Raw genomic sequence first — 24068 nt, forward strand, 5'->3', positions numbered from 1 at the left:
AAGACATGAACCCCCATCCGCAACGACTCCATATTCACGAAGTCGCGACCCGCGACGGTTTCCAGAACGAAGCGGCGTTCGTCGACACCGACGACAAGATCGCGCTCGTCGACGCGCTGAGCGCCTGCGGCTACGCGAAGATCGAGGTCACGTCGTTCACGTCGCCGAAGGCGATTCCCGCGCTGCGCGATGCGGAAGCCGTGATGCACGGCATCGCGCGCGCGCCGGGCGTCGTCTATACGGTGCTCGTGCCGAACGTGCGCGGCGCCGAGCGCGCGCTGTCGTGCGGCGTCGACGAGGTCAACCTCGTGATGTCGATGAGCGAGAGCCACAACCGCGCGAACCTGCGGATGACGCGCGAGCAGTCGTTCGCGCAGTTGCGCGACGTGATCGACGCGGTGCGCGGCACGGGTGTCGCGATCAACGTGTCGCTGTCGACCGCGATGGGCTGCCCGATGGAAGGCGACGTGCCGGCCGAAACGGTGCTCGCGTGGATGCAGCGCTTCGCGGATCTCGGCGTGCACGGCTTCACGCTGTGCGACACGACGGGCATGGCGTTTCCGTCGCAGGTGCGCGACTTGTCGCGCCGCGCACGCGAGCGCTTCCTGGCGTTGCAGCTCACGCTGCACTTTCACAACACGCGCGGGATGGCGCTCGCGAACACGCTCGCGGCGCTCGACGCCGGCATCGACCGCTTCGATGCGTCGCTCGGCGGGCTCGGCGGCTGCCCGTATGCGCCGGGCGCGACCGGCAACGCGTGCACCGAGGAACTCGTGCACATGCTCGAACTCGACGGCTACGATACGGGCATCGACCTCGTGGCCGTGCTCGCCGCGTCGGCGCGGCTGCCCGCGCTGATCGGGCACGACGTGCCGAGCCAGATCTTGAAGGCCGGGCGCCGCTCGGACCTTCATCCGCCCCCGCGCGCCGACACCTGCGACATGCCCGCGCAACGCGCTTTCTCGTGAACGTCAACAGAAACAGGAGCGAATCCCATGGCGCTGATCGACCACCTCGATCATCTCGTGCTGACCTGCGTCGATCCGGAGCGGACGAAGCATTTCTACACCGAGGTGTTGCAGATGCAGCTCGACACCTTCGGCGCGGGCCGGCTCGCGTTCCGTTTCGGTAACCAGAAGATCAACCTGCACGTGCGCGGCGCGGAATTCGAGCCGAAAGCGCACGTGCCGGTGCCGGGCGCGCTCGACCTGTGCTTCATCGCGTCGGTCCCGCTCGACGACGTGATCGCGCACCTGCGGCGCGTCGACTGGCCGATCGTCGAAGGGCCCGTCGAACGCACGGGCGCGACGCAGAAGATCCGCTCGGTCTACGTGCGCGATCCCGACCTGAACCTGATCGAAATCGCCGAACCGATCTGACCGGCCGCGCGAGCACCGGCACGCTGCCACAATCCTTCGCCGAAAGCGGACACGCAGGCGCCGCGCCCGCCGATTCCGGATAGCCGTGCGCGGCCGCGCTGCGGATAATGGCGCCACGGCGTCGGCGCGGCCGCCGCCTTCGCCGCGCACGGAACCCACCGGCCGCGCGCATCCGCAACCCGATCCAGGCGCTTTCCGAATGACGATCCTCTATCGCGGCATGGACCGCACGGCGCTCGACGCCGCGTACCTGAACACGAAGGCCGTTCCCGATTTCCCCGCGTTGCTGGCGTCATGCCAGACGCGCAGCGCGGCGCTGTACGCGGCAACGCCCGGCCGGCGCGACCTGCGTTACGGCGCGCAACCCGCGCAGCGCTTCGACTGGCTGCCGTGCGGACAGCCCGACGCGCCGCTGTTCGTGTTCATTCACGGCGGCTACTGGCAGCACTGCGCGAAAGAGGATTTCGCATATGCGGCGAGCGGGCCGCTCGCGCGTGGCTACGACGTCGTGCTCGCCGAATACTCGCTCGCGCCGGTCGCGACGATGACCGATATCGTCGGCGAGATCGGCGCGCTGCTCGACCATCTCGCGGCCGACCGCGACGGCCTCGGCACCGCGGGGCGGCCGATCCACCTGAGCGGCCATTCGGCGGGTGGCCACCTGACGGCCATGCATCGCGCGCATCCGGCCGTCGTGTCGGCACTCGCGATCAGCCCGCTCGTCGATCTCGAGCCGATCGCGCTGTGCTGCCTGAACGACAAGCTGCAGCTCACCGCGCGCGAAGTCGACGCATACAGTCCGCTGCATCACATCGGGCCCGGCGCCCCGACCGTCATTGCGGTCGGCGACACCGAACTGCCCGAACTCATCCGGCAAGCAGACGTCTACGCGACGGCGTGCGAAGCCGCCGGCGAGCGGATCGTCCGCACATGGCTGCGCGGCATGCAGCACTTCGCGGTGCTCGACGATCTCGCGACGCCGGACGGCGCGATGCTCGACGCCTTGCATGCAATCGCGCCGCGCTAGCCGGGCCATATCCCGCCATATCGCACGCGCACGGCCCGGCGTATGATCGGCGTCAGGCCGGCGCGCTGACGGCATACCCCGGCACGGCCTTCCAGGATTCCACGACATGGTGAACCCGCTTCATTTCGATCTGCAGTCGCTGCGCGTGTTCGCGCTCGTCGCCGAGCACGGTAGCCTGACGAAGGCGGCCGAACACGGCCAGCTCACGCTGTCCGCGGTCAGCAAGCGCATTGCCGAACTCGAAAGCGTGACCGGCAGCGCGCTGTTCGTCCGGCATGCGCGCGGCGTCGAGCTGACGCCCGCGGGCCGCGCGCTGCTCGATCATGCGGCGAAGGTGATCGAGCAGGTGAACCGGATGGCGCACGAGATGAGCGACTACGTCGCCGGCGTGCGCGGCCATATCCACGTGTGGACCAATACGTCAGCGATCGTCCAGTTCCTGCCCGCCGATCTTGCCGCGTTCCTCACCGACCACCCCGGCATCAAGGTCAGTCTCGAGGAGCGGCTGAGCCACGAGATCGTCGACGCGCTCGCGTCGGGCAAGGCCGATCTCGGCGTATTCGCCGACAACGTGCCGGCGCCCGGCATCGACCGGCGGCTGTACCGGCGCGACGAACTCGTGCTGCTCGTGCCGCGCACGCACCGGTTCGCCGCGCGCGACAGCATCCGCTTCGCGGATACGCTCGACGAGGACTACGTAGGCTTGAGCGACGGCAGCTCGCTGCTCGCGCGGATGACCGACGCCGCGTTCGCGGCCGAGCGCTCGCTGAAGCTGCGGATCCAGGTATCGAATTTCGACGGTGTGAGCCGGATGATCGAGGCCGGCCTCGGCATCGGCGTGCTGCCGCGCGACGCGGTGACCGGCGAGCGCGCGGCGCGGCTCGGTGTCGTGAAGCTCGACGACGCGTGGGCAACGCGCACGCTGTGGGTCGGCGTGAAGGCCGACACGGTGCTGACGACCGACGTCGCGAAGCTGTTTGATTTCATGTCGGCGCGGTGAATGCGATGGTGCGATGGTGCGATGAAACGGCGACGCACGGGCATGCGCCCGTGCGCTCCGTGCCGACTGCCGCGTCAAACCGGATTGATCTCATCCTGGCTGCGCCGCGTGGTCAGCGGCCCCAGCACGCGCAGCGTGACGGCGACGACGCCGAGCGCGGCCGAGATCACGCCGAACATCGCGCCCGCGCCGTAGTTGACGAGCACCGGCAGCAACACGAACGGCAGCGCGCCGCTGACGATGCGCGACAGCGCATAGGTGCTCCCGATCGCCGTCGAGCGTACGCGTGCCGGGAAGATCTCGGCCTGATACACGTGATACGCGTTGCTGAACACGTTCGACGCGCACGTCGTCAGGAATCCGAAGCCGACGATCAGCACGGTATTGCCCGAATACGCGAAGCACAGCCCGAACACCGCGATCGACAGGATCGACACGATCACGAGCGTGCGGCGCTCGATCCAGTTGAGCAGCGGAATCGACAGCAGCGAGCCGATCGGATAGCCGATGAACGATAGCGCGATGAACAGCGTGCTGTCCGTCACGTCGAAACCGCGACTCTTCACGACCGTGCCGGCCAGCGTGCCGAATCCGTAATAGCCGAAGCCCTGGAACAGGTGAAAGATCGCCAGCATCAGGTAGCGCGCGCCATACGGTTGGCGGCGCAGCAGCGCGATGCGCTCGCCGAGCCCGAGCGGCCGCTGCGGCTCGGCCGGTTCCGCGAAGTGTTCGGGCGCGCGCACGCCGGCGCTTTCCGCAAAGCGCCGCAGCGCCGCGTGCGCCTCGGCCGTGCGGCCTTGCGCGAGCAGCCAGCGCGGGCTTTCCGGCAGCCGGTGCTGGACGAACAGCACGTACACGGCGCCGAGGCTGCCGATCGCGAGAATGATGCGCCAGCCGGCGACGCCCGCCACATGCAGCGGGTTCAGCCACAGCGCGAGAAAGCCGACGAGCGGCACCGCGACATACGAAGTCGTATAGGCCCACGCGGCGAGCCGGCCGCGCTTGTCCTTCGGCAGGATTTCGGACAGGAAGCTGTCGGCAACCGGATAGATCGCGCCGACGCCGATGCCGGTCAGGAAACGGCAGGCCACGAGCATGTCGGCGTTCACCGAAAACGCGCCGACCAGCGAGAACGCGCTGTACCACCCGAGCGTGAGCAGGAACGCCTTGCGTCGGCCGATACGGTCGGCCAGGCTGCCCAGGCACATCGCGCCGACGAACATGCCGATGAACGCGGACGCCAGCAACAGCTTGAAATCGGCGCTTTGTCGGCTCAGCCCGTATTCGTGCTGCAACGCGGAGCCGATCGTACTGACGAGAAAGATCTCGTACATGTCGAAGAACAACCCGATGCCGATCACCCAGACGACGAATCGATGCAACGCACCGACCGGCAGATCGTCCATGAAATCGCCGAGCGTGACGCGGCGGCCGGGGAGGGTCGCCGTGTCGACGCCGGCGCCTGCGGAGGCGGCCGGCGGGCGGGCGGACGCGGGTCCGCCCGCGTGGCCGTCGAGGTCGAGGGATTGGCTGTTCATCGTGTCTCCTGATTATCGATATGCGGTGTTGCGGGCTCTGGCCGTTCGCGACCCGCGTAACACGTCGGCCGCCCGGCGCGACGACAGGCATCGCCGGGCTCGCGCAAGCGTCTGCCATGCGGGTTGCGCCGATCGTCCGATACATGGTGGGCAAATCGGCGGCACGTGATAATTGAGGATGTCTCAAGCCTCCTTTCCTGAGCAGAAAGGGTGGGGCGCGCGCGGTGGCCAGATTCGCGCGGCAGGCCGTTGCAGCCTGCGTGGCGGGCGGGTGCATATCGAAAACGATGCGCACCCGCGCAATCCCTTGGCCCGGGAAAACCATGACGCCGATTCTAGGGATGAAACCGGAAATGCGATACCTGTCGCCGGGGCGGTAGATTTGCAATGTCCTGTATCCGCGCCGACTACCGATACAGTGCGATACACCGCCCGCGCGCGGGTTCGCTATAAAGCAGGCATGACCTCTTCCGGAGTCCATCATGTCTGCAACCTGGTTCAAGGGGTCCTGCCATTGCGGGGCCGTCAAATTCGAAGTCACGACGGCGATTGCGCCGGCCATTCGCTGCAACTGCAGTCTGTGCCGCCGACGCGGCGCGTTGATGAGCCCGATGTTCGCCGCCGCCAATCTGAGCGTCATCGAAGGCGAGGACGCACTGACGTGCTATCGCTTCAACACGCACACCGCGCGTCACTACTTCTGCAGCGGCTGCGGCGTCTATCCGTTCCACCAGACCCGCAAGGATCCGGCCTGCTGGCGCGTCAATCTCGGTTGCCTCGACGGCGTCGATCCGTATGCGCTCGACGCGGCGGTCGCCGATGGCGCGAGCCTCTCGGTCGTGGAGGACGCATGAAACGCTGGCTGATGATCCTGCTGTTTGCCGCGGGCGGGCTCGCGACCGAAATCGCGCATCCGGTGCAGTGCACGTTGCTGTCGGTGAGCCGTCAGCAAACCGGCAAGCGCCGCAAGCCGGGCTGAGCGCGCGGCGCGTCGGCCGATCGCCCCCGATTATCATGCTTCCGATAAGATCGCATGCGATATATAATGCGATTGTCTGCGACCGTTCGTGTCGCTGGAGGAAGTCCATGAAATCGCCCGAAACCCCGTCGCCTGCCGCGCCGAAGCTGTCCGAGTTCCTGTGCTTTGCGATCTACTCGGCGAACCTCGCGTTCGGCAAGGCGTACAAGCCGATCCTCGACGAGCTCGGCCTCACGTATACGCAATACATCACGATCATCGCGCTGTGGGAGCAGGACAACCAGACCGTCGGCCAACTCGGCGAGAAGCTGTTCCTCGAATCCAATACGCTGACGCCGATCCTGAAGAAGCTCGAGGCAATGGGCTATCTGGAGCGGCACCGCGATCCGTCCGACGAGCGCCAGGTGCTCGTCAGCCTGACGAAAAGCGGCCGCCGCGTGCGCGAGAAAGGGCTCGACATGAACCTGGTCGAAGCGACCGGGCTGAAGCCGGACGAGTTCGCGAAGGTGCAGAAGGCGATCGTCACGCTGCGCGGCAACCTGATCCGCTCGACCGACGCATAAAAACACGCAGGCGCGACAAGCGGCCGACGCGGGCATCGCGCCGGCCGCGCCGTCATGCGCGCGCATCGTCCAGCACCCGCAGGTGCATCTCGCGACGGACGACGAAACCGAGCGCGAGATAGCGCTCGATCGCCACCTGGTTCGTCGTGAGGACGTGCAGGAAAGGCGTTTGCGAACGCGCACCGATCGTCGCGATCAGCGACCGGATCAGCCGCGCCGCCAGCCCTTGCCGCCGAAACGCGGCATCCACGCAGACAGCGCTGATCTCGGTATATCCGTCCACCTGCATCCGCTCGCCGGCCATCGCGGCCAGCCGGCCGTCACGGCGCACGCCGATGTAGTGGCCGAGCTCGAACGTGCGCGGGCCGAACGGGCCCGGCTGCGCGGCGGCGGTCAGCGCGAGCATGTCCGGCACGTCGGCTTCGCCGAGCGGAACATGCTCCGATTCGGGGGCCGGCTCGAACGTCCGTTCGCAAGTCATCTGAAGCAACGTCGCGCGCCGGATCACCGACAATCCCGCCGGCGGCTCGATTTCGTTCGGCGTAACGAGCGCCGCCGGCCCGTGTGCGGCGATCAGCGCGCGCAGTGCGTCCAACGACGCCGGGCTCGTGTCGTCGATCGCGGCGAACGGCGCGATGGCCGTCGGGAACCGCAGCGCACGGCCGTCGCCGAGCGCAAAACGGCGCTGCCTGCCCGTGAGCGCATTCCAGACGACCCGGTCGAGCACGTGCGCATCGCCTGTCGTGTTTGCGGTCATCGCGTCCGGCATCGGCGGCTCCTTGGTGGAAGATCGGGGCCGCACAGAATAATCCTGGATGGGCCGGGCAGGTAGCGCCGTCAACGCAGATCCGCGCAACATGAAAAAAGCGCATGCGATTATATCGCATACGCTTTATATGGGGGACTTCGGCGACCGAATTCGCCGTACCGCGCTCAATGTCCGAAATAGATCGAGCGCTCGGCGGTGCGCAGCGTGTTTCGGCTGCCGGACTGCGAGGCGCCGCCGGCGTCGCTGCCGTAACCGGTTGTCTGCGTGTCGGCCGCGACGGCGCCGTCGTCCCGAATCCGTTTCAGCGCCGCCTGGATATTGTCCGGGTAGTTCGGATCGTTGGGGCGATTCGGCTGGTAGCCGGCTTGCTGCAACGCGGCCAGTTCCGCACGCACCTGCGCACGGGTGACGGTGCTTTCGCTTGCAAAAACCGGCGCGGCGACGGTGGCCGACACGGCAACGAGAAGGGCGGCAATCAGTGGGGTTTTCATTTTTCACCTCGATAGAAAAGGAATTCGGGAAGCGCACCGCACGCCGGCCATCGGCGTCGTTCGCGTGTTCGTTCAATGGCCGAAGTAGATCGAGCGTTCGGCAATACGCGTCGCCGGCCGGCTGCCCGACTGCGTCGCGGCGGCGGCATCGTTGCCGTAACCGGATGCCGACGTATCGGCCGCCACCGCATCGTTCGCATGAATGCGCGTCAACGCGGCCTGCAGGTCGGCCGGGTAATGCGGATCGTTCGCGCGGCCCGGCCGATAGCCGGCTTGTTCAAGCTGGACGAGCTCGGCGCGTACTTGCGCGCGGGACACGACGCCTGCGTCGGCAAACGCCGGTGCGGCGACGGAAGCGGAAACGGCGACGAGAAGGGCAGCGATCAATGGGGTTTTCATCATTCACCTCGAAAAAATGGCATCAGGAATAAAAGGACTCGCGGTTCACGTACCGGTGGGGTACTCAGTGACCGAAGTACACGGAGCGCTCGGCCACGCTGGCGACATAGCGGCGGCCGGATTGCGTCGCGGTGTCGCCGTTGCTGCCGTAGCCGGCAGCCTGTGCGTTGGCCGCGACGGCATCGTCGGCGTGGATCTGCGTCAGCGCGGCCTGCAGATCGTTCGGGTAGGTGGCGTCGGTCGCGCGGTTCAGCGGATAGCCGACGTGTTGAAGCTGCGCGAGTTCGGCGCGCACCTGCGCACGCGTCACGGCGGACTCATTGGCAAACGCCGGAGCGGCAACGGCAGACGAAACAGCGACGAGCAGCGCAGCGATCAATTGAGTCTTCATTTTTCACCTCGATAGAAAAGGAATCGGGAATTCGAGAAGGCGGCGTTCGGCCGCCCGATGCAACGTTCAGGCGATCCGGATCTCGACGTCGATGTTGCCGCGCGTCGCCTTCGAATACGGGCAGGTCTGGTGTGCGGTGTCGACGATGCGTTGCGCGACGTCGCGTTCGAGCCCCGGCACGCTCACGTTCAACCGGGCCTGCAGGAAGTACGCGTTGCCCGCCGTGCCAAGATCGACTTCGGCGTCGACCGCGAGATCGGCCGGCAGCGTCACCTTCTCGGCACGCGCCGCAAGCTGCATCGCGCCGATGAAGCAGGCCGACCAGCCGGCCGCGAACAGCTGTTCCGGGTTGGTGCCGGTGCCGGCGCTGCCCGGCGACGACAACTGGATGTCGAGGCTGCCGTCGGAACTGCGCGCCGCGCCGTCGCGGCCGCCGGAAGTCGTATGCGTCTTGCCCGTGTACAGCACTTTGTCGATCTTGCTCATCATTTGCTCCGTCAGTTGAGGTTTGTGTCAGATGCGATTCGATCGCATGCGATGCAGTTTCCGCCTGGCCGCCGCTTGAGTCAAGCGGATTCGATTAAATCGTATACGATATTTTGTATTTCAATGTATCTGAAACGGGCAGCGCCTTTCCTGGCAAGGCTTTTCAGGCGATTTCGCCCCCAATGAACCACGGCTGCCCAGTGGACGATGCGGTTTCGCCGCTCTGGTTCTTGGCCGATAGGGTTCGGACGCTCGGCAAGGTGATCGCCGCGCGCGAATGTCGAAACGTGGCGAGCGCTCGCGAGGGAACCGATTTTCCGGTGGTTTGACGACCTGAACCTTCTGTCGCGGAACATGCAGTTGGATAAAACAATGCATCTATCCGGATAACTTTTTTATCACAATAGCACTGTTGGTAAACCAAACTCGCCGTTTCAAAAACGCGCGGGCCACCGAACTGCGCTCGATTCGAAGGGCAGGGAACTGAATGCGCCGTCACGCCGGCGCGCTCATCCGCGCAAACAGCACCGTCAACACCTCCGCCGTTGCGCGCGAGACGTCGTGTGCGGTCGTGTCCACCAGCGCGTGCGCGCATCCGCGATACAGCGGGTCACGCATCCGGTACAGCGCGGCGAGCGTCTGCCGCGGCTCGCCCGCCTGCAGCAGCGGCCGACACCGCGCGTCGTCGCGCGTACGCCGCCACAGCACATCGGGGTCCGCATGCAGATAGATCACGCTGCCGCGTTCGCTCAGGCGTGCGCGGGTGCGCGGATTCAGAACCGCGCCTCCGCCGGTCGCCACGACCACGTTCGCGCGCTGCGTCAGCTCGTCGACGATCTGCGCTTCGAGCAGCCGAAAGCCTCCTTCGCCCACCCGGTCGAACAGCGCGGCGACCGAGCGCCCCATGCGCCGCTCGATCTCGTCGTCGCTGTCGGCGAACGACCAGCCGAGCGACGCCGCGAGCGCGCGGCCAAGCGTCGACTTGCCCGCGCCCATCATGCCGACCAGAAACGCGCGCCCGCCGGCCGTCGCTACGGCGGTGTTCATAACCGTCGCGCGAGCGGCCAGCGCGCCCGCGTCGCCAGACAGATCCGTCGCGCGCGCACTGCGTCCGACAGCGTGTCGAGCGCCGCGCCGGTCGACGCGTCATCGGCGTCGAGCAGCGCGCCGAGTATCGGCTCGTCCGGATCGCCGGCCGCGATGTGTTCGGCCGCATCCGTCGCAATGGTTCGCGGCGTGCGTTCGGGCCCCGCGTCGCGGTCGGGCCGTCGCCACCTGTCGTGCAGATCGCGCCATCGCACGACCAGCCCGGAGAGCAGCGCACCGCCCGGCACGGCCGCGTCGTCGGGTGCCATCGCCGAGCCGTCGGGCGTCGTACACCGTGTGACCCAGCTCGCGAATTCGAGCAGCGACGCATCGTGCGTGATCGTCGCCGCGTCGAGCGCGACGGCCACGCCGGCGTCCCGCAGCCGGCCGAGCAGCGTCCGCACGCCGTCGTGCGCGCCACCGCACGGCTGCAGCAGCACCTCCAGCTCGTCCTCGTGGCGATACGCGAGCGCACGGTGCCGTTCGAGCGCAGCCGGCTTGAGCAAGGCCTGCGCCGCATGCCGGACGATCACGATCGCGCGATCGTCCCGCCGCTCCACGATCGCGCCGATCCGGCGCCGGGCGCGCGCCACCGCACAGCTCACGTGTCGCTCCCGAATGGGTGCGCACGCATCACAGCGACCCCTGGAATTCGAGCACGCGCGTCTTGAATTCGTCGGGCACGGGCAGCGTCGTGTTGTTCGCGTAATCGAACATCACGTGCGTCGACACGCCGCGCGCGACGATGGTCTGGTCGTCGCGCTCCATCAGGTGTTCGAGATCGAAGCTCTTGCTGCCGAAGCGCACGATGCTCGAGCGGATGGTCAGGTTGTCGCCGAATTGCGCGGGCGCGAGGTACTCGCACTGCGTCTTCACCATGATGTGCGGCAGTTTCTCGCTGCGGGGCAGGCCGAGCAGGTCGAACATGTAGCAGAGATACGAATGCTGCAGGTAGTCGTAATAGACGGGGCTGCTCACATGCCCCATCGAATCCGTATCGCGATACTTGACGTGAATAGGGGTTTCGTAATGCCGTTTCGACATGGTGACTCTCCGCAATGACTGGGTTGATTTATATTTTCGAGCCCGAATGGCCCTCGGGCATCCGAAAATTAATCGAACGACTATCGGGCCGCCACTATCAGAACGAATAGCGACGCGCGGCGGAAAGTCGCATCAGCCTGCAGTCCCCTCTGCGAAATCACATCCCCATTTTCGAATGAAACCCAACGAATATGCGGTTCCACACGCCGCAAACGTACACGCACCGGGTTCCTCGATTATCGAATCCGACTCTTATTCTTCTCATTCATAAGGTTATGAATGAGAAACTGATAAATATGTTAGTTGCGCGTAGAAAGCGCCATTCAATACAGTCGCGCTGTAGTGAAAAAATCCGGTTCATTATCGACAGGAGGGCAGTCCCCATGCATGCAAACGCCTGGACGACAAACCGCGACGCCGTGTCGCGCTTGCCGTCCCCTGCGGATCTGGCCGGCGCACTGCCGCCGGCGTGGCGCGCGTCGCGCACCGTTCACACGACCCGCCGCGCGATCGTCGACGTGCTCGACGGCGCGGACGACCGGCTCGTGGTCATCGCCGGCCCGTGCTCGATACACGATCCCGACGCCGCACGCGACTACGCGGCACGGCTCGCGCTGCAACGCGCGCGCTTCGCGGACGAGCTGGAAATCGTGATGCGCGTGTACTTCGAGAAGCCGCGCACGACGGTCGGCTGGAAGGGGCTGATCAACGATCCGCTGCTCGACGGCAGCGATCGGATCGACGTCGGGCTGCGGACGGCCCGCGCGCTGCTGTGCGACCTCAACGGCGCGGAGATGCCGGCCGCGACCGAGTTTCTCGATCCGCTGTCGCCGCGTTACCTGGCCGATCTGGTCGCCTGGGGCGCGATCGGCGCGCGCACCGTGGAGTCGCAGGTGCATCGCGAGCTGGCGTCGTCGCTGCCGATTCCGATCGGCTTCAAGAACGGCACCGACGGCAATGTCCAGGTCGCCGTCGATGCGATGCGCGCGGCGGCGCACGCGCACCGATTCCTGTCGATCGATGCCGACGGCCGGCTATGCGCGAGCGCGTCGCCCGGCAATCCGCATACGCACGTCGTGCTGCGCGGCGGGCGCGAGCCGAACTTCGACGCGGCCGCCGTGCATGCCGCCTGCGAGCGGATGACGGCCGCGCACGTCGCCCCGCGCGTGATGATCGACGTCAGTCACGGCAACAGCCGACGCCAGTACCGGAACCAGCTCGCCGTCGGCGCGGAAGCCGCCGCGCAGGTGGCGGCCGGCGATACGCGCATCGTCGGCGTGCTGATCGAGTCGCACCTGATCGAAGGGCGGCAGGATCTCGTGCCGGGCGTGCCGCTGCGCTACGGGCAGAGCATCACGGACGCGTGCCTGTCGTTCGCCGATACCGCGCAGCTGTTCGAGACGCTCGCGCACGCCGTGCGTACCCGGCGACGCGGCCATGCGCTGCCGCTCGGCGCCGAGTTCGCGCACGAGCCGCTGCTTGCCTGCTGCGCGTGAGCGGCCCGGCGCGACGCGCTCAGATGGCGGCTTCGTCATGGATCCGCGTCGCGTCGCCGGCCCACGCATCGCGATAGCGGGCCAGCCAGTGTTCGGCCTGGGTCGGCGCGCCGGCGACGATTTCGTCGAGCGGCGCGAGATACATCGATTCGTCGCGTCCGGCCGCATCGTTGCGCGCCCGCGCGCGCAGGCCGCGATGCGCGATCGCGAGCGCATCGGCCGCCACCGCGCGTAACGACCGGCCGTCGGCCGGCGTGTCGAGCCCGGTACGCGGCACGTCGCGACGCAGCGCGAGCAGCGTGCCGCGGTCGATCTCGGCAGCCAGCGTCTCGGCTTCCGACAGCGCGGCCGGATCGTACAGCAGGCCGGTCCAGAACGCGGACAGCGCGACCATCATGTCCGGCGAGCCGGCATCGGCGCCGCGCATCTCGAGATAGCGCTTCAGCCGCACCTCGGTGAACACCGTGGTCAGATGGTCCGCGAAATCGCCCAGCGTCGGCATCTCGCCTTCGAGATGCGGAATGCGCCGCCGCAGAAAATCGCGGAACGTGTGCCCGGTCGCGTCCGCATAGCGATCGCCGCGCCGTACGAAGTACATCGGCACGTTGTCGAGCAGCCAGCTCACGTAGCGCTCGAAGCCGAAGCTGCGCGACAGGAACAGCGCCGGCACGCCGCAGCGATCCGCGTCGGTATCGAGCCACGTGTCGGCGCGCGTCGACAGCAAGCCCGACGGGCGGCCGTCGCGGAACGGCGAATTCGCGAACAGCGCGGTCGCGACCGGCTGCAACGCGAGCGACACGCGCAGCTTGCGCGCCATGTCGCTTTCCGACGCGAAATCGAGGTTGACCTGCACGGTGCACGTGCGCTGCATCATGTCGAGCCCGCGCGTGCCGACGCGCGGCATGTAGCGCCGCATGATCGCGTAGCGCTGCTTCGGCATCCACGGCAGCGCGTCGCGCGACAGGTGAGGGTGAAAACCGAGCGGCACGCAGCGCAGGCCGAGCGGATCGCATGCCGCACGGGCCGCGGCGAGGTGCGCATGCAGTTCGGTGTGCGTATCGTGCAGCGTATCGAGCGGCGCACCCGACAGTTCGAGCTGGCCGGCCGGTTCGAGCGAGATCGCGGCGCCGTCGCGCTGGATCACGCCGACGGTCTGCCCGGCATCGACGATCGGCGTCCCGTCGCCGCGCAGCCGCACCAGCACCTCGGCGATGCCGGACGGTCCTTCATAACGCGCAGCCGCGTGCGTCGCGCGGGAAACGACGAATTTCTCGTGCTCGGTACCGATCCGGAACTGCGCGGCCGGCTTGCAGCCGGCGGCCAGATGATCGGCGAGCTGCTGCTCGGAGACGATCGGCGTGTTGTCCGATCCGACGGCGTTCGACATCGACATCCTCCACAGGTCACATTGGGCGACCGACCGGCCGGTCGCACGGCGACTATAGCGACGTCGATGCGCGCGCAGTACTGGCAGGGGTGATAGGGGGCCGGGCGATGCCGCACGGCATTACGGCTGCTTGCGCTTCGCGAAGTAATGCGCGGGCGAATCGCCGAACGCGCGGCGGAACATCGCGATGAAATTGCTCGGCGTCGCATAGCCGAGCGCGTCCGCGATGTTGGCGACGCTGTCGCCGTTCGCCAGACGTTCGAGCGCATGCGTGAGCCGCGCCTGCTGCCGCCACTGCGCGAAGCTCGTGCCGGTTTCCGCGACGAACAGCCGGCTCAGCGTGCGGGCGGACAGCCCGGCCCATTCGGCCCACGCGTCGAGCGTCCGGCTGTCGTGCGGCTGCCCGAGGATCGCGTTGGCGATCCGCAGCAACCGCCGGTCGCGCGGCATCGGCAAGTGCAGCGGTTCGTGCGGCGCGCGGCGCATCTCGTCGAGCAGCACGACGCTCATGCGCGCCTGCTCGAGGTCGAGCCGGTCCTGGTCGGCCCACGACACCGCGCGCCGCACGAGCGCGCGCATCAGTTCGCTGATCGCGATCACGCACGGCTGGTCGGGCATCCGGCGGCTCGCGGCCGGTGCGATCACGACGCTCCAGCCGCTCAGCGCACCGCTGATGCTGACCTTGTGCTGCTCGCCCGGCGGAATCCAGCCCGCGCGATGCGGCGGCAGCAGCCACGAACCGTGCGGCGTGCGCACGTGCGCGAACCCGCTTTCGACGCAGAACACCTGACCGCGCAGATGGCTGTGCCAGTCGACCTCGCGCGTGCCGAGCTGGTAGGTGTTGCTGCCGTCGTCCTCGCCCCAGACGGCGATCAGCGACGGGCCGTCCGCGCGTTCGCTCGGATCGGCGTCGGCGCGTTGCGCCGCGCGGGCGGGAGAGGTGTCTCGGATGGGCATGGCCGGATTTCATTATTTTTTGTCTAAACAACATTATCAGCTTTGCCGGGGAGCGTCCAACAATGCGTGTCGTATTCAAACTCAAACGAATCCGAGGAATGCGATGCATGCAGTACTTGCTCCGCCGCCGCGCGATGCCGTCGCGCCGCGCGTCCTGTCGCGAATGGCCGTCGCCGTCGTGCTCGCCATGCTCGGCGCCTGCGCGAGCCGCGACGGGCTCACGCCCGCCGGCACGCTGCGCGGCGTCGATACGCTCGCCGCATCGCGCAGCCTCGCGCATGCGCCGGTCGCCGACTGGCCGGCCGCCGACTGGTGGGTTGCGCTGAACGATACGCAACTGAATGCGCTGATCGACGAAGCGCTTGCCGGCAACCCGGATCTCGCGACCGCCGATGCGCGTGCGCGCGAAGCGCAGGCGCTCGTGATCGAAGCGCAGGCCGCCCGGCTGCCGCACCTCGTCGGCCGCGCCGGCGCGAAAGGGGAACGCATGTCCGCCACGCAGTTCTCGACGGGCGAGGGCGGCGGTGTCTTCAGCCACACGCGCGAGATCAATCTCGGCCTGAGCTGGGATCTCGATCTGTGGGGCGGCCGCCGCGCCGCGTGGGAAGCCGCGCTCGGCGAAGCGCGGGCCGCGCAAATCGATGCACGGGCCGCGCGCGTGCTGCTGTCCGTCAACGTCGCGCGCGCCTACGTGAATCTCGCCTATGCGTTCGATCAGCAGGACGTCGCGCGCGCCGAATACGATCGCGCCGACGAAGCGCTGTCGCTGACGCGTCAGCGTGTCACGAAAGGCGTCGACAACGTCGCGCAACAGCGCCAGGCCGAAAGCGAAGTCGCGGCCGCGATGCGCGAGCAGGCACGCGCGGCGCAGGCGATCGACAGCGCGCGCATCGCGCTCGCGATCCTGCTCGGCGCAGGCCCCGATCGCGGCCTCGCGCTCGTGCGGCCCGCGCCGCTGCCCACCGCCGCGCTCGCGGTGCCGGCCGACCTGCCGGCCGCGCTGCTCGGCCGGCGCGCCGATCTCGTCGCCGCACGCTGGCGGGTGGAAGCCGCGAGCCGCAACGTCGCGGCCGCCCGCGCGGACTTCCTGCCCGACGTCAGTCTCACCGCGCTGATCGGTCTCGCGACGCGCGGCGGCGCATCGCTGTTCCAGGCCGCCTCGCGCACCTACAACGTCAGCCCGGCCGTGAGCCTGCCTATCTTCGACGGCGGCGAACGGCGCGGCGTGCTGCGCAAGCGCGACGCGCAATACGACGTCGCGGTCGCCGGCTACAACAAGACGCTGATCGGCGCGATCGGCGAGGTGGCCGACGATCTGCACCGGCTGCATTCGCTCGCGGCGCAGGCCGATGCGCAGCAGCGCGCGTTCGACGCCGCCACCGATGCATGGCGGCTCGCGGACGCGCGCTACCGGGCCGGCGTCGGCAGCTACCTCGACGCGCTCGTCGTGCGCCAGCAGCTGTTGATCGCGAGTCGCGAAGTCGCCGCGTTGCGCGCCCAGCGCGCGGACCAGTCGCTGCAGCTCGTCGCCGCGCTCGGCGGCGGCTTCCATGCCGAGCCGGACGACGTCGCGCTCGCCGCCACTCCTTCCCACCGTCCTTGACATCGAACCATGAGCAGCGACAACACCCTGCAGACTCCCGCGCGGCCCGCAACCGCCGATCCCGCCAGCGCCCGCCAGCCCCCGTCGGCCGACCACACCGGTGCGCCGCGCGCGCCGGGCGGGTCGGACGCCCGCACGCAACCGGCGCCGGGCGGCGCCGCACCGGCCACGCCGCCGCCCGCACGACGCAAGCACCTCGTGCGCGCGCTCGTCGCCGTGTTCGCGCTCGGCATCGTCGGCTGGGGCATCTGGTACGGGATCGTCGGCCGCTGGTACGAGTCCACCGACAACGCGTACGCGCAAGGCAACGTCGTCGAATTGACGCCGCAGGTGACGGGCACCGTCGTGTCGATCGACGCGGACGACGGCAACCTCGTTCGCGCCGGCACGCCGCTCGTCCGTCTCGACGCGAGCGACGCGCAGATCGCGCTCGCGGCCGCGCAGGCCGACCTCGCGGCCACGGTGCGCAAGGTGCGCGGCCTGTACAGCAACGAGCGCGGGCTCGCGAACAGCATCGACGGCGCACGCGCCGACCTCGACGCCCGGCGCACCGCGCTCGACAAGGCGAAAGCCGACTATCGGCGCCGCGAGGATCTCGGCCGCTCCGGCGCGATCTCGCGCGAGGAGCTCGCGCATGCGCTCGACACGCTGACGTCCGCGCAAAGCGCGTACGCCGCCGCGCAAAGCGCGCTCGCGACGTTGACCGAACAGCACCAGACGAGCAAGGCGCTCGTCGACGACACCGCGGTCGCGTCGCATCCCGACGTCCAGGCCGCGGCGTCGCGGCTGCGCGCCGCCTACCTGGCCCGTGCGCGCACCGACATCGTCGCGCCCGTCACCGGCTATGTCGCGAAGCGCACGGTGCAGGTCGGGCAGCGCGTGTCGCCGGGCGTGCCGCTGCTCGCGGTCGTGCCGCTGCGCGAGCTGTGGGTCGACGCGAACTTCACCGAAAAGCAGCTCGAACACATGCGGATCGGCCAACCGGTCGAGCTGACCGCCGACCTGTACGGCGACGCCGTGCGTTATACGGGCCGCGTGCAGAGCCTCGGCGTCGGCACCGGCAGCGCGTTCTCGCTGCTGCCCGCGCAGAACGCGACCGGCAACTGGATCAAGATCGTGCAGCGCTTGCCGGTGCGCATCGAACTGACGGACCCGTCGCAACTCGACGCGCATCCGCTGCGCATCGGCCTGTCGATGCATGCGCGCGTCGACCAGCACGACCGCAGCGGTGCGATGCTGTCGCATCGCGCGCAGGATGCGCCGGTGTTCCGGACCGACGTGTACCGCGACGAGCTCGCGCGCGCCGACAGCCTGATCGCCGACGTCGTGCATGCGAACCTGCCGGCGGCCGTGCATGCGGAGCGTGTGCGATGAGCGGCCCGATGCCGGCCGCCGACGCCGGCTTTCGTCCGTCGAGCGTCGCGCTGACGACGTTCGGCCTCGCCCTCGCGGTGTTCATGCAGGTGCTCGACGGCACCGTCGCGAACGTGTCGCTGCCGACGATCGCCGGCAACTTCGGCGTCAGCACGACGCAGAGCGCATGGGTCGTCACGACGTTCTCGGTCAGTAATGCGATCGCGTTGCCGCTGACCGGGTTTCTCGTGAAGCGCGTCGGGCAGGTCCGGCTGTTCGTATGGGCGACGCTGGCGTTCACGTTCGCCTCGCTGCTGTGCGGCCTTGCGCAAAACCTGCCGCAGCTCGTTGCGTTCCGCGCGCTGCAGGGCCTCGTGGCCGGGCCGATGATCCCGACCACCCAGGCGCTGATGCTGTCGATCTACCCGCCGCAGCGGCGCGGCTTCGCGCTGTCGATGATCGCGATGGTGACCGTCGTCGCGCCGATCGCGGGCCCCGTGTTCGGCGGCTGGGTGACGGAACATTACTCCTGGCGCTGGGCGTTCCTGATCAATCTGCCGATCGGCGTGTTCGCCGCGATGTGCGTGTTCGCGCAGATGCGCGCGCGCGTCGAGACGACGGTTGCCGCGCGCGTCGACTATGTCGGTCTCGCGGCGCTCGTGGTCGGCGTCGGCGCGCTGCAGATCGTGCTCGACAAGGGCAACGAAGCCGACTGGTTCAACTCGACGTTCATCGTCGTGATGTCGGTGGTCGCCGCGTTCGGGATCGCGCTGTTCCTGATCTGGGAGCTCAACGAGCCGAACCCGATCGTGAACCTGCGGCTGTTCAAGCATCGCAACTTCGCGGCCGGCACGCTGACGCTCGTGCTCGCGTACTCGGCGTTCTTCGCGGTCAACGTGATCGTGCCGCAGTGGTTGCAGCGCACGCTCGGCTATACGGCGTTCTGGGCGGGGCTGGCCGTCGCGCCGATGGGCGTGATCCCCGTGCTGATGACGCCGTTCATGGGCAAGTACGCACCGCGCTTCAACATGCGCGTGCTCGTGTGCTGCGCGTTCGCGATCCTCGGCACGTCGTCGTTCCTGCGCGCGGGCTTCGTGCCCGACGTCGACTTCACGCACATCGCGCTGATCCAGCTGCTGCAGGGCCTTGGCCTCGCGCTGTTCATCATGCCGATCAACAGCATCCTGCTGTCCGACCTGAAGCCGGACGAGATCGCCGCGGGCTCCGGCTTGTCCACGTTCCTGCGCACGCTCGGCGCGAGCTTCGCCGTGTCGATCACGTCGTTCCTGTGGGACCGGCGCGCGATCCTGCATCACGCGCAGCTCAGCGAGCACCTGAGCAAGTTCGATCCGGCCGTTCGCGCCGAACTCGCGCAACTCGGCGGCGGCGATCCGCAACGCGCGGCGACGCTGCTCGGCAACCTGGTCGACGCTCAGGCCTACCAGATTTCGTTCAACGACGTGTCGTTCGCGCTCGGCTGCGTGTATCTCGCGGTGATCGCGGTGGTGTGGCTCGCCCGCCCGCCATTCGGCCCCGGCGCCGCCGCGAAACGATGAAACGGGCGCCGCGCGGCCCGTTCCGACCCATGCTGTTCAATTCGATGGAGATTGACCCGATGCCTACCCACCACGCTGAAAACGCGCCGTCCGCACTGGCGGCGCTCGCCGTGTTCGACGTCACGGAATTTCCGCTCGTCGTCGTGCGCAATGATGCAATCGCATCCGCCGGCTACGCGCAGCGCTGGCTCGACGACATGCACGCGCTGATGCGGCACGGCGAGCCGTTTGTCATGATCTTTCCGCCGGCCCGGCCCGACGAGCAGCACGACGACCGCAAGGAACGCGGCATGTGGCTCAAGCAGAACCGCGCCGCGCTCGCCGCGGTCTGCCGCGCGCTCGTGTCGGTCGAACCGGACCCGCGCGAGCGCGAAGCGGCCATCGCCAACGCGGCCGGCATCGAAAAGGCGTTCGGGATTCCGTTCGACGTGACGGCTTCGCTCGACGACGCGAAGCAGGCCGGTCGGCGACGCTTGACGGAGGCGGTCTAGCGCGGCCCGTTCGCGCGCAACGCCTCGAACCGGTTGCGCAAGTCCGCCTGATTGCAGATTCCAACAATTAAACGGGGTGGCCTGTATGAAAGGACTGGATTGTCTTAAATGGTTGGTACCCGGCGACACGGACGCGTCATGGCAGCGAATGACCGACGCGGCCGCCGGCATGGGGTTCGACAAGGTCGTGCTGATCGTGTTGCCGTTCGCCGGCGCGTCGTTCGATCTCGCGCGCAAGTGGAGCAGCGGCGTGCCGGGCTGGACGGCGCTGTACCGGCAGCGGCAGTTCGACCGCATCGACCCGATGCTGCAGCATTGCTTCCGTTCGGCGCTGCCGCTCGTCTGGGACGGCGCGCTGTTCGGGCTGCCCGAGCAACGGCCATGCTACGAAGCGGCGGCCGCGTACGGCATGCGCAGCGGCGTCGTGCTGCCCGTGCGCGGCCCGAAGGGGGAGGTCGGCATGCTGTCGTGCGCGAGCGCGGACGATCTCGCCGCCACGTGCGAGCGCTGCGACCGGCATCTGGCGGCGCTCACGCTGTTGCGCGACATCGCCTGCGAAGCGATCGCCGGCACACGCTGCCACGCACCGCCCGACAGCGTGCCGCGCCTCAGCCGGCGGGAGGTCGAGTGCCTGCGCTGGCATGCGGCCGGCAAGACCTCGTGGGAAATCGGCCACATCCTGAACGTGACCGAGTCGTGCATCAACTTCCACTTCATGAACATCCGCCGCAAGTTCAACGTGTCACGTCGGCACGAAGCCGTGCTGCGCGCGGTCGAGTGGGGGCTGATCAGCATCTCCGACGTGACGGTGCCGACCTGACGCCGGCGTCTCGTCGAGCCAGCGGTCGAGAAACGCGCTGAGCCACGCAGCCGTCGCGCGGTCGTGCCGGCAGCCTTCGCTGGCCTGCGTCGCCAGGTCCTGCGCGCCGGGCACCGTCAGCTTGTGCGCGGCCGCCGTGCTCCAGCGCCGCATCATCGAATAGCTCACTTCCGGATGGAACTGGACACCGTACGCGCGCGGCCCGTAACGGACGGCCTGGTTCTCGAAATGCTCGCCGGTCGCGAGGATCTCGAGCCCGGCCACGCGCTCGAAGCCTTCGCGATGCCACTGGTACACGTGCGACGGCCATGAACCGAGCCGACGGCCGGCCGGCGTCGCGGCGATCGGCCAGTAGCCGATTTCCGCGCGCCCGTCGCGATGCGTATTCACGCGCCCCCCCAGATGGCGAATCATCATCTGCGCGCCGAGGCAGACGCCGAGAAACGGCGCCGCCTCGCGCAGCGGCACACCGATCCAGTCGATCTCGTCGCGGATCCAGCGATCGCCGTCGTTGGCGCTCATCGGCCCGCCGAACACCACGGCGCCCGCATGGTCGGCGAGCGTCGCCGGCAACGGATCGCCGAGCGGCGGGCGGCGGATGTCGAGTGGATGGCCGCGGGCGGCGAGCAGCCGGCCGATCCGGCCGGGGCTCGACTGTTCGCGATGCAGCACGATCAGGATCGGACGAAGGGCTAAGTGCGTCATGTCGGGTGTTCGGTAGAAGGTCAGCCCGGCTGGCCGCGCAACGCGTCGAACGACACCATCACCTGTTCGCGATAGGCGGGCCGTCGGCACAGGCGGGCGTACCAGGCCTCGACGTGCGGCAACGGCGGCCGCTCGACGTCGAGCGAGAAATAGCGGAACAGCGTCGCACCGGCCGGAATGTCGGCCAGGCCCGGCGACGCGCCACCGAGAAACGGCTGGGTCGACAGCAGCCGGTCGAGCAGCCGGTAATGCGTCGCGCTGCGCGCGGCCTTGTCGAGCACGATCGCCTCGTCGCGCCGCTCCGGCGGCGTTCGCACGAGCGCCCAGAACAAGCCGGTCATCACGTCGGGCTCGAGCGCGGTCTGCGACCAGTCCATCCAGCGCTCCGCGCGCGAGCGGGCGAACGTGTCGCGGCACCAGAACGGATTGTTCGGCACGCGCGCGGCAAGATAGCGCAGGATCGTGTGCGACTCCCACACGACGTCGCCGTCCCAGTCGATCACCGGAATTCGGCAGGTCGGATTCAGCGCCGCGAACGCGGGCGTTTGCAGCGAGCCATGCTCGCCGCCGACCGCAATATGCCGGTAAGGCAGGCCGAGCTCGCCGATGAGCCACAACACCTTCTGCACGTTGAACGACGTGCGGCGGCCCCAGACGGTCAGCATCGCGCGGCATCCTCGCAAGCGGCGATCGACGCGCATGCCGCATAGCGGTCGAGGCCCGCCGCAAGATCGGCGATCAGGTCGTCCGCATCCTCGAGCCCGATGTGCAGGCGCACGCCGCGGCTACCGGACGGCCAGCGCGCCGCGAGGCCGTGCGCGTCCAGCTCGAACGGCAGCGCGAGGCTCTCGTAGCCGCCCCACGAATAGCCGAGCCCGAACAGCGTCAGGTGATCGAGAAACGCGTCGATCGCGTGCGCGGGCGCCGGCTGCAGCACGATCGAGAACAGCCCCGACGCGCCGCGGAAATCGCGGCGCCACAGCGCGTGGCCGTCGTCGCCCGGCAATGCCGGATACAGCACCCGCTGCACCTCGGGACGCCGCTCGAGCCAGCTCGCGACGGCGAGCGCGTTGCGCTGGTGCTGCCGCAGCCGCACGCCGAGCGTGCGCAATCCGCGCAGCGCGAGATAGACGTCGTCGGGGCCCGCGCACAGTCCGAGATCACCGTGCAGTTGCTTCAGCGCGGGCCACGCGCGCGCGTTGGCCGACACCGTGCCGAGCATCGCATCCGAGTGCCCGACCAGATACTTGGTGCCGGCCTGGATCGACACGTCGATCCCGAAAGCATGCGGCTGAAAGAACAGCGGCGTGGCCCAGCTATTGTCCGCGATGACCTGCGCGCCGTGCGCGTGCGCGAGCCGCACGAGGGCAGGGATGTCGTGCATGTCGAACGTGTAGGAGCCGGGCACCTCGACGTACAGTGCGCGCGTGTTCGGACGAAACGCGGCCGCGACGGGCGTGCTGCCGTCGTACCACGTCGTCTCGACGCCGAGCCGCGCCAGCATGCCTTCGCATGCGTGACGCACCGGGCCGTAGACCGATGCGGTCATCAGCAGATGGTCGCCGGGTGTCAGGCACGACAGCAGCGCGAGCGTGCACGCGGACAGGCCCGACGGGCACAGCACCGCGCCGGCGCCGCCTTCGAGGCTCGTCACCGCGCGCTCGAGCGCGTCCGTCGTCGGCGTGCCGCGACGGCCGTAGATATACGGCTGCGTGCGGTTCAGCAGATCCGACACCGTCGGGCTGAGCACGGTCGACGCATGGTAGACGGGCGGATTGACGAAGCCGTGCCATGCGGCGCTGTCGCGGCCGGCGTGCGCGAGCCGCGTGTCGTCGTGCAGGCGGTCATGCATGCCGTCGCGCGGCAGCGACGGCGGTTCGTCACGCTTCACGGCCATAGCGCGCACCGCTCCCAGCGCTCGCCGGCGCGGCGATACGCCTGCCGCGCGAAACGGCGCGAACTGTCGGCCCGCCAGAACTCGACGTCGTCCGGCGCCAGCGTATACAGGTGCCAGTCGTCCGACACGAGCGCCGGATCGGCGGCCAGCCGTTCGAGCTGCGCGTCGATCGCACGCGCCAGGTCGGCCGGATCGTCGAGCCGTTCGCTTTGCCGTCCGGCCAGGATGCTCGCGCGCGACCGCTCGGGGCGGCTCGCGAAATCGGCATGGCCTTCGGCGTCCGGCAAGCGCTCGACCGGGCCGCTCAGCCGGATCTGGCTCGCGATCGCGGGCCAGTAGAACGTCAGCGCCGCGAACGGCAGGTTCGCGAGCTGGCGCCCCTTCGGACTGCGTGCGTTCGCCGCGAAATGCCAGCCGCGCGCGTCGAGGTTCAGCAGCACGACGGAACGTGCATCGGGCCGTCCGTCCGGGCGGACCGTCGACAGCGTCGTCACCTGCGGTTCGAGCGCGCCCGCGGTCACGGCCTCGTCGAGCCAGCGTTCGAACTGCGCGTGCGGCGTATCGGCCCAGTGGTCGGCCGGCACGTGCGGCGCGGCATGCGCGAGGGTTTTCAGCGCCTTCAGGCGCGTGGCGATCGTATCCATGGCGACA

General features: G+C 68.5%; 28 protein-coding genes. 13 read left to right on the plus strand and 15 right to left on the minus strand.

Features of this window, described 5'->3' with window-relative positions:
- Positions 1 to 5 precede the first annotated feature (5 nt).
- The 4 genes from J8I33_RS09510 to J8I33_RS09525 all read left to right on the plus strand — a co-directional run bounded on the left by J8I33_RS09510 (position 6) and on the right by J8I33_RS09525 (position 3406).
- A complete protein-coding gene (locus J8I33_RS09510) occupies positions 6 to 968 on the plus strand; it encodes a hydroxymethylglutaryl-CoA lyase (RefSeq protein WP_209934983.1) in 963 nt (320 codons plus the stop codon).
- A 27-nt stretch (positions 969 to 995) separates the two neighbouring features.
- Positions 996 to 1379, plus strand: a complete 384-nt coding sequence (locus J8I33_RS09515; protein ID WP_124556468.1) for a VOC family protein — start codon at positions 996 to 998, stop codon at positions 1377 to 1379.
- 199 nt (positions 1380 to 1578) lie between these two features.
- Positions 1579 to 2406, plus strand: coding sequence for an alpha/beta hydrolase (locus tag J8I33_RS09520; RefSeq protein WP_209934988.1), 828 nt, complete (start codon positions 1579 to 1581; stop codon positions 2404 to 2406).
- Between the two features lie 106 nt (positions 2407 to 2512).
- Positions 2513 to 3406 carry a LysR family transcriptional regulator gene (locus J8I33_RS09525; protein WP_089488446.1) on the plus strand — a complete coding sequence of 298 codons (894 nt, stop codon included), beginning with the start codon at positions 2513 to 2515 and terminating at the stop codon, positions 3404 to 3406.
- Between the two features lie 74 nt (positions 3407 to 3480).
- Here J8I33_RS09525 and J8I33_RS09530 read toward each other — a convergent pair whose 3' ends face one another.
- Complete coding sequence (locus J8I33_RS09530; RefSeq protein ID WP_050012662.1) at positions 3481 to 4944, minus strand: MFS transporter; 1464 nt, start codon at positions 4942 to 4944, stop codon at positions 3481 to 3483.
- A gap of 482 nt (positions 4945 to 5426) precedes the next feature.
- Between J8I33_RS09530 and J8I33_RS09535 the strand changes: the two genes are divergently transcribed.
- The 3 genes from J8I33_RS09535 (at position 5427) to J8I33_RS09540 (ending at position 6486) form a co-directional block, all read left to right on the plus strand.
- Positions 5427 to 5798, plus strand: coding sequence for a GFA family protein (locus J8I33_RS09535; protein ID WP_050012663.1), 372 nt, complete (start codon positions 5427 to 5429; stop codon positions 5796 to 5798).
- Positions 5795 to 5923: a hypothetical protein gene (locus J8I33_RS34735; protein WP_256122098.1), complete on the plus strand. Its 129-nt coding sequence runs from the start codon at positions 5795 to 5797 to the stop codon at positions 5921 to 5923. Before J8I33_RS09535 ends, J8I33_RS34735 begins: the two co-directional genes overlap by 4 nt.
- A gap of 107 nt (positions 5924 to 6030) precedes the next feature.
- Complete coding sequence (locus J8I33_RS09540; RefSeq protein ID WP_209934995.1) at positions 6031 to 6486, plus strand: MarR family transcriptional regulator; 456 nt, start codon at positions 6031 to 6033, stop codon at positions 6484 to 6486.
- Positions 6487 to 6538: 52 nt separating this feature from the next.
- On the opposite strand, the gene J8I33_RS09545 is transcribed toward J8I33_RS09540, so the two are convergent.
- The 8 genes from J8I33_RS09545 to J8I33_RS09580 all read right to left on the minus strand — a co-directional run bounded on the left by J8I33_RS09545 (position 6539) and on the right by J8I33_RS09580 (position 11152).
- Positions 6539 to 7255 (minus strand): GNAT family N-acetyltransferase, encoded by a 717-nt coding sequence (locus J8I33_RS09545; protein ID WP_124630379.1) that lies wholly within the window; start codon positions 7253 to 7255, stop codon positions 6539 to 6541.
- Positions 7256 to 7419: 164 nt separating this feature from the next.
- Positions 7420 to 7746 carry a DUF4148 domain-containing protein gene (locus tag J8I33_RS09550; RefSeq protein ID WP_209935001.1) on the minus strand — a complete coding sequence of 109 codons (327 nt, stop codon included), beginning with the start codon at positions 7744 to 7746 and terminating at the stop codon, positions 7420 to 7422.
- Between the two features lie 72 nt (positions 7747 to 7818).
- Positions 7819 to 8145, minus strand: coding sequence for a DUF4148 domain-containing protein (locus tag J8I33_RS09555; protein WP_089488652.1), 327 nt, complete (start codon positions 8143 to 8145; stop codon positions 7819 to 7821).
- A gap of 64 nt (positions 8146 to 8209) precedes the next feature.
- Entirely contained in the window at positions 8210 to 8536 is a 327-nt protein-coding gene (locus J8I33_RS09560) for a DUF4148 domain-containing protein (protein WP_089488450.1), read from the minus strand.
- A 66-nt stretch (positions 8537 to 8602) separates the two neighbouring features.
- Entirely contained in the window at positions 8603 to 9022 is a 420-nt protein-coding gene (locus J8I33_RS09565) for an organic hydroperoxide resistance protein (protein WP_209935006.1), read from the minus strand.
- A 495-nt stretch (positions 9023 to 9517) separates the two neighbouring features.
- Positions 9518 to 10069 (minus strand): shikimate kinase, encoded by a 552-nt coding sequence (locus J8I33_RS09570; protein WP_209935012.1) that lies wholly within the window; start codon positions 10067 to 10069, stop codon positions 9518 to 9520.
- The gene (locus tag J8I33_RS09575) at positions 10066 to 10713 is read right to left on the minus strand and encodes a hypothetical protein (protein WP_209925665.1); all 648 of its coding nucleotides are present in this window, start codon (positions 10711 to 10713) and stop codon (positions 10066 to 10068) included. The genes J8I33_RS09570 and J8I33_RS09575 overlap by 4 nt, the downstream gene beginning before the upstream one ends.
- A 28-nt stretch (positions 10714 to 10741) precedes the next feature.
- Complete coding sequence (locus J8I33_RS09580) at positions 10742 to 11152, minus strand: acyl-CoA thioesterase (protein ID WP_050012672.1); 411 nt, start codon at positions 11150 to 11152, stop codon at positions 10742 to 10744.
- A 383-nt stretch (positions 11153 to 11535) separates the two neighbouring features.
- On the opposite strand from J8I33_RS09580, the gene J8I33_RS09585 reads away from it, so the two are divergent.
- Positions 11536 to 12648 (plus strand): 3-deoxy-7-phosphoheptulonate synthase, encoded by a 1113-nt coding sequence (locus J8I33_RS09585; protein WP_209925666.1) that lies wholly within the window; start codon positions 11536 to 11538, stop codon positions 12646 to 12648.
- 19 nt (positions 12649 to 12667) lie between these two features.
- Here the strand turns inward: J8I33_RS09585 and J8I33_RS09590 are convergent, their stop codons facing one another.
- Together J8I33_RS09590 and J8I33_RS09595 are read right to left on the minus strand one after the other, a co-directional pair.
- Positions 12668 to 14035: a glutamate--cysteine ligase gene (locus tag J8I33_RS09590; protein WP_209935019.1), complete on the minus strand. Its 1368-nt coding sequence runs from the start codon at positions 14033 to 14035 to the stop codon at positions 12668 to 12670.
- 120 nt (positions 14036 to 14155) lie between these two features.
- On the minus strand, positions 14156 to 14992 hold the full coding sequence (locus J8I33_RS09595) for a helix-turn-helix transcriptional regulator (protein WP_050012673.1): 837 nt from the start codon (positions 14990 to 14992) through the stop codon (positions 14156 to 14158).
- 103 nt (positions 14993 to 15095) lie between these two features.
- On the opposite strand from J8I33_RS09595, the gene J8I33_RS09600 reads away from it, so the two are divergent.
- The 5 genes from J8I33_RS09600 (at position 15096) to J8I33_RS09620 (ending at position 20815) form a co-directional block, all read left to right on the plus strand.
- Positions 15096 to 16595, plus strand: a complete 1500-nt coding sequence (locus J8I33_RS09600; protein ID WP_209935025.1) for an efflux transporter outer membrane subunit — start codon at positions 15096 to 15098, stop codon at positions 16593 to 16595.
- Positions 16596 to 16604: 9 nt separating this feature from the next.
- A complete protein-coding gene (locus J8I33_RS09605) occupies positions 16605 to 17969 on the plus strand; it encodes an HlyD family efflux transporter periplasmic adaptor subunit (RefSeq protein WP_080334193.1) in 1365 nt (454 codons plus the stop codon).
- Positions 17966 to 19504 (plus strand): DHA2 family efflux MFS transporter permease subunit, encoded by a 1539-nt coding sequence (locus J8I33_RS09610; protein WP_089488453.1) that lies wholly within the window; start codon positions 17966 to 17968, stop codon positions 19502 to 19504. Before J8I33_RS09605 ends, J8I33_RS09610 begins: the two co-directional genes overlap by 4 nt.
- A gap of 59 nt (positions 19505 to 19563) precedes the next feature.
- On the plus strand, positions 19564 to 19995 hold the full coding sequence (locus J8I33_RS09615; protein WP_050012700.1) for a hypothetical protein: 432 nt from the start codon (positions 19564 to 19566) through the stop codon (positions 19993 to 19995).
- Between the two features lie 85 nt (positions 19996 to 20080).
- Entirely contained in the window at positions 20081 to 20815 is a 735-nt protein-coding gene (locus tag J8I33_RS09620; protein WP_124593092.1) for an autoinducer binding domain-containing protein, read from the plus strand.
- Here the strand turns inward: J8I33_RS09620 and J8I33_RS09625 are convergent.
- From J8I33_RS09625 to J8I33_RS09640, 4 genes are read right to left on the minus strand one after another with little or no spacing between them, the layout of a single operon-like run.
- Positions 20738 to 21520: a glutamine amidotransferase gene (locus J8I33_RS09625; RefSeq protein ID WP_124640231.1), complete on the minus strand. Its 783-nt coding sequence runs from the start codon at positions 21518 to 21520 to the stop codon at positions 20738 to 20740. The genes J8I33_RS09620 and J8I33_RS09625 overlap by 78 nt on opposite strands.
- 20 nt (positions 21521 to 21540) lie before the next feature.
- Positions 21541 to 22185 (minus strand): glutathione S-transferase, encoded by a 645-nt coding sequence (locus tag J8I33_RS09630; RefSeq protein ID WP_050012677.1) that lies wholly within the window; start codon positions 22183 to 22185, stop codon positions 21541 to 21543.
- Positions 22179 to 23417 carry a cystathionine beta-lyase gene (metC, locus tag J8I33_RS09635; RefSeq protein WP_245170220.1) on the minus strand — a complete coding sequence of 413 codons (1239 nt, stop codon included), beginning with the start codon at positions 23415 to 23417 and terminating at the stop codon, positions 22179 to 22181. Before metC ends, J8I33_RS09630 begins: the two co-directional genes overlap by 7 nt.
- Positions 23408 to 24061 (minus strand): pyridoxal 5'-phosphate synthase, encoded by a 654-nt coding sequence (locus J8I33_RS09640; RefSeq protein ID WP_050012679.1) that lies wholly within the window; start codon positions 24059 to 24061, stop codon positions 23408 to 23410. The genes metC and J8I33_RS09640 overlap by 10 nt, the downstream gene beginning before the upstream one ends.
- Between the last annotated feature and the right edge of the window lie 7 nt (positions 24062 to 24068).

The sequence above is a fragment of the Burkholderia sp. AcTa6-5 genome (assembly GCF_017815075.1).
Classification (GTDB): domain Bacteria; phylum Pseudomonadota; class Gammaproteobacteria; order Burkholderiales; family Burkholderiaceae; genus Burkholderia; species Burkholderia sola.

Bases quoted from the DNA above. Each gene is read 5' to 3' on its own strand.
- J8I33_RS09510 (WP_209934983.1), top strand. From the start codon at position 6: ATGAACCCCCATCCGCAACGACTCCATATTCACGAAGTCGCGACCCGC.
- J8I33_RS09515 (WP_124556468.1), top strand. From the start codon at position 996: ATGGCGCTGATCGACCACCTCGATCATCTCGTGCTGACCTGCGTCGAT.
- J8I33_RS09520 (WP_209934988.1), top strand. From the start codon at position 1,579: ATGACGATCCTCTATCGCGGCATGGACCGCACGGCGCTCGACGCCGCG.
- J8I33_RS09525 (WP_089488446.1), top strand. From the start codon at position 2,513: ATGGTGAACCCGCTTCATTTCGATCTGCAGTCGCTGCGCGTGTTCGCG.
- J8I33_RS09530 (WP_050012662.1), bottom strand. From the start codon at position 4,944: ATGAACAGCCAATCCCTCGACCTCGACGGCCACGCGGGCGGACCCGCG.
- J8I33_RS09535 (WP_050012663.1), top strand. From the start codon at position 5,427: ATGTCTGCAACCTGGTTCAAGGGGTCCTGCCATTGCGGGGCCGTCAAA.
- J8I33_RS34735 (WP_256122098.1), top strand. From the start codon at position 5,795: ATGAAACGCTGGCTGATGATCCTGCTGTTTGCCGCGGGCGGGCTCGCG.
- J8I33_RS09540 (WP_209934995.1), top strand. From the start codon at position 6,031: ATGAAATCGCCCGAAACCCCGTCGCCTGCCGCGCCGAAGCTGTCCGAG.
- J8I33_RS09545 (WP_124630379.1), bottom strand. From the start codon at position 7,255: ATGCCGGACGCGATGACCGCAAACACGACAGGCGATGCGCACGTGCTC.
- J8I33_RS09550 (WP_209935001.1), bottom strand. From the start codon at position 7,746: ATGAAAACCCCACTGATTGCCGCCCTTCTCGTTGCCGTGTCGGCCACC.
- J8I33_RS09555 (WP_089488652.1), bottom strand. From the start codon at position 8,145: ATGAAAACCCCATTGATCGCTGCCCTTCTCGTCGCCGTTTCCGCTTCC.
- J8I33_RS09560 (WP_089488450.1), bottom strand. From the start codon at position 8,536: ATGAAGACTCAATTGATCGCTGCGCTGCTCGTCGCTGTTTCGTCTGCC.
- J8I33_RS09565 (WP_209935006.1), bottom strand. From the start codon at position 9,022: ATGAGCAAGATCGACAAAGTGCTGTACACGGGCAAGACGCATACGACT.
- J8I33_RS09570 (WP_209935012.1), bottom strand. From the start codon at position 10,069: ATGAACACCGCCGTAGCGACGGCCGGCGGGCGCGCGTTTCTGGTCGGC.
- J8I33_RS09580 (WP_050012672.1), bottom strand. From the start codon at position 11,152: ATGTCGAAACGGCATTACGAAACCCCTATTCACGTCAAGTATCGCGAT.
- J8I33_RS09585 (WP_209925666.1), top strand. From the start codon at position 11,536: ATGCATGCAAACGCCTGGACGACAAACCGCGACGCCGTGTCGCGCTTG.
- J8I33_RS09590 (WP_209935019.1), bottom strand. From the start codon at position 14,035: ATGTCGAACGCCGTCGGATCGGACAACACGCCGATCGTCTCCGAGCAG.
- J8I33_RS09595 (WP_050012673.1), bottom strand. From the start codon at position 14,992: ATGCCCATCCGAGACACCTCTCCCGCCCGCGCGGCGCAACGCGCCGAC.
- J8I33_RS09600 (WP_209935025.1), top strand. From the start codon at position 15,096: ATGCATGCAGTACTTGCTCCGCCGCCGCGCGATGCCGTCGCGCCGCGC.
- J8I33_RS09605 (WP_080334193.1), top strand. From the start codon at position 16,605: ATGAGCAGCGACAACACCCTGCAGACTCCCGCGCGGCCCGCAACCGCC.
- J8I33_RS09610 (WP_089488453.1), top strand. From the start codon at position 17,966: ATGAGCGGCCCGATGCCGGCCGCCGACGCCGGCTTTCGTCCGTCGAGC.
- J8I33_RS09615 (WP_050012700.1), top strand. From the start codon at position 19,564: ATGCCTACCCACCACGCTGAAAACGCGCCGTCCGCACTGGCGGCGCTC.
- J8I33_RS09620 (WP_124593092.1), top strand. From the start codon at position 20,081: ATGAAAGGACTGGATTGTCTTAAATGGTTGGTACCCGGCGACACGGAC.
- J8I33_RS09625 (WP_124640231.1), bottom strand. From the start codon at position 21,520: ATGACGCACTTAGCCCTTCGTCCGATCCTGATCGTGCTGCATCGCGAA.
- J8I33_RS09630 (WP_050012677.1), bottom strand. From the start codon at position 22,185: ATGCTGACCGTCTGGGGCCGCCGCACGTCGTTCAACGTGCAGAAGGTG.
- metC (WP_245170220.1), bottom strand. From the start codon at position 23,417: ATGGCCGTGAAGCGTGACGAACCGCCGTCGCTGCCGCGCGACGGCATG.
- J8I33_RS09640 (WP_050012679.1), bottom strand. From the start codon at position 24,061: ATGGATACGATCGCCACGCGCCTGAAGGCGCTGAAAACCCTCGCGCAT.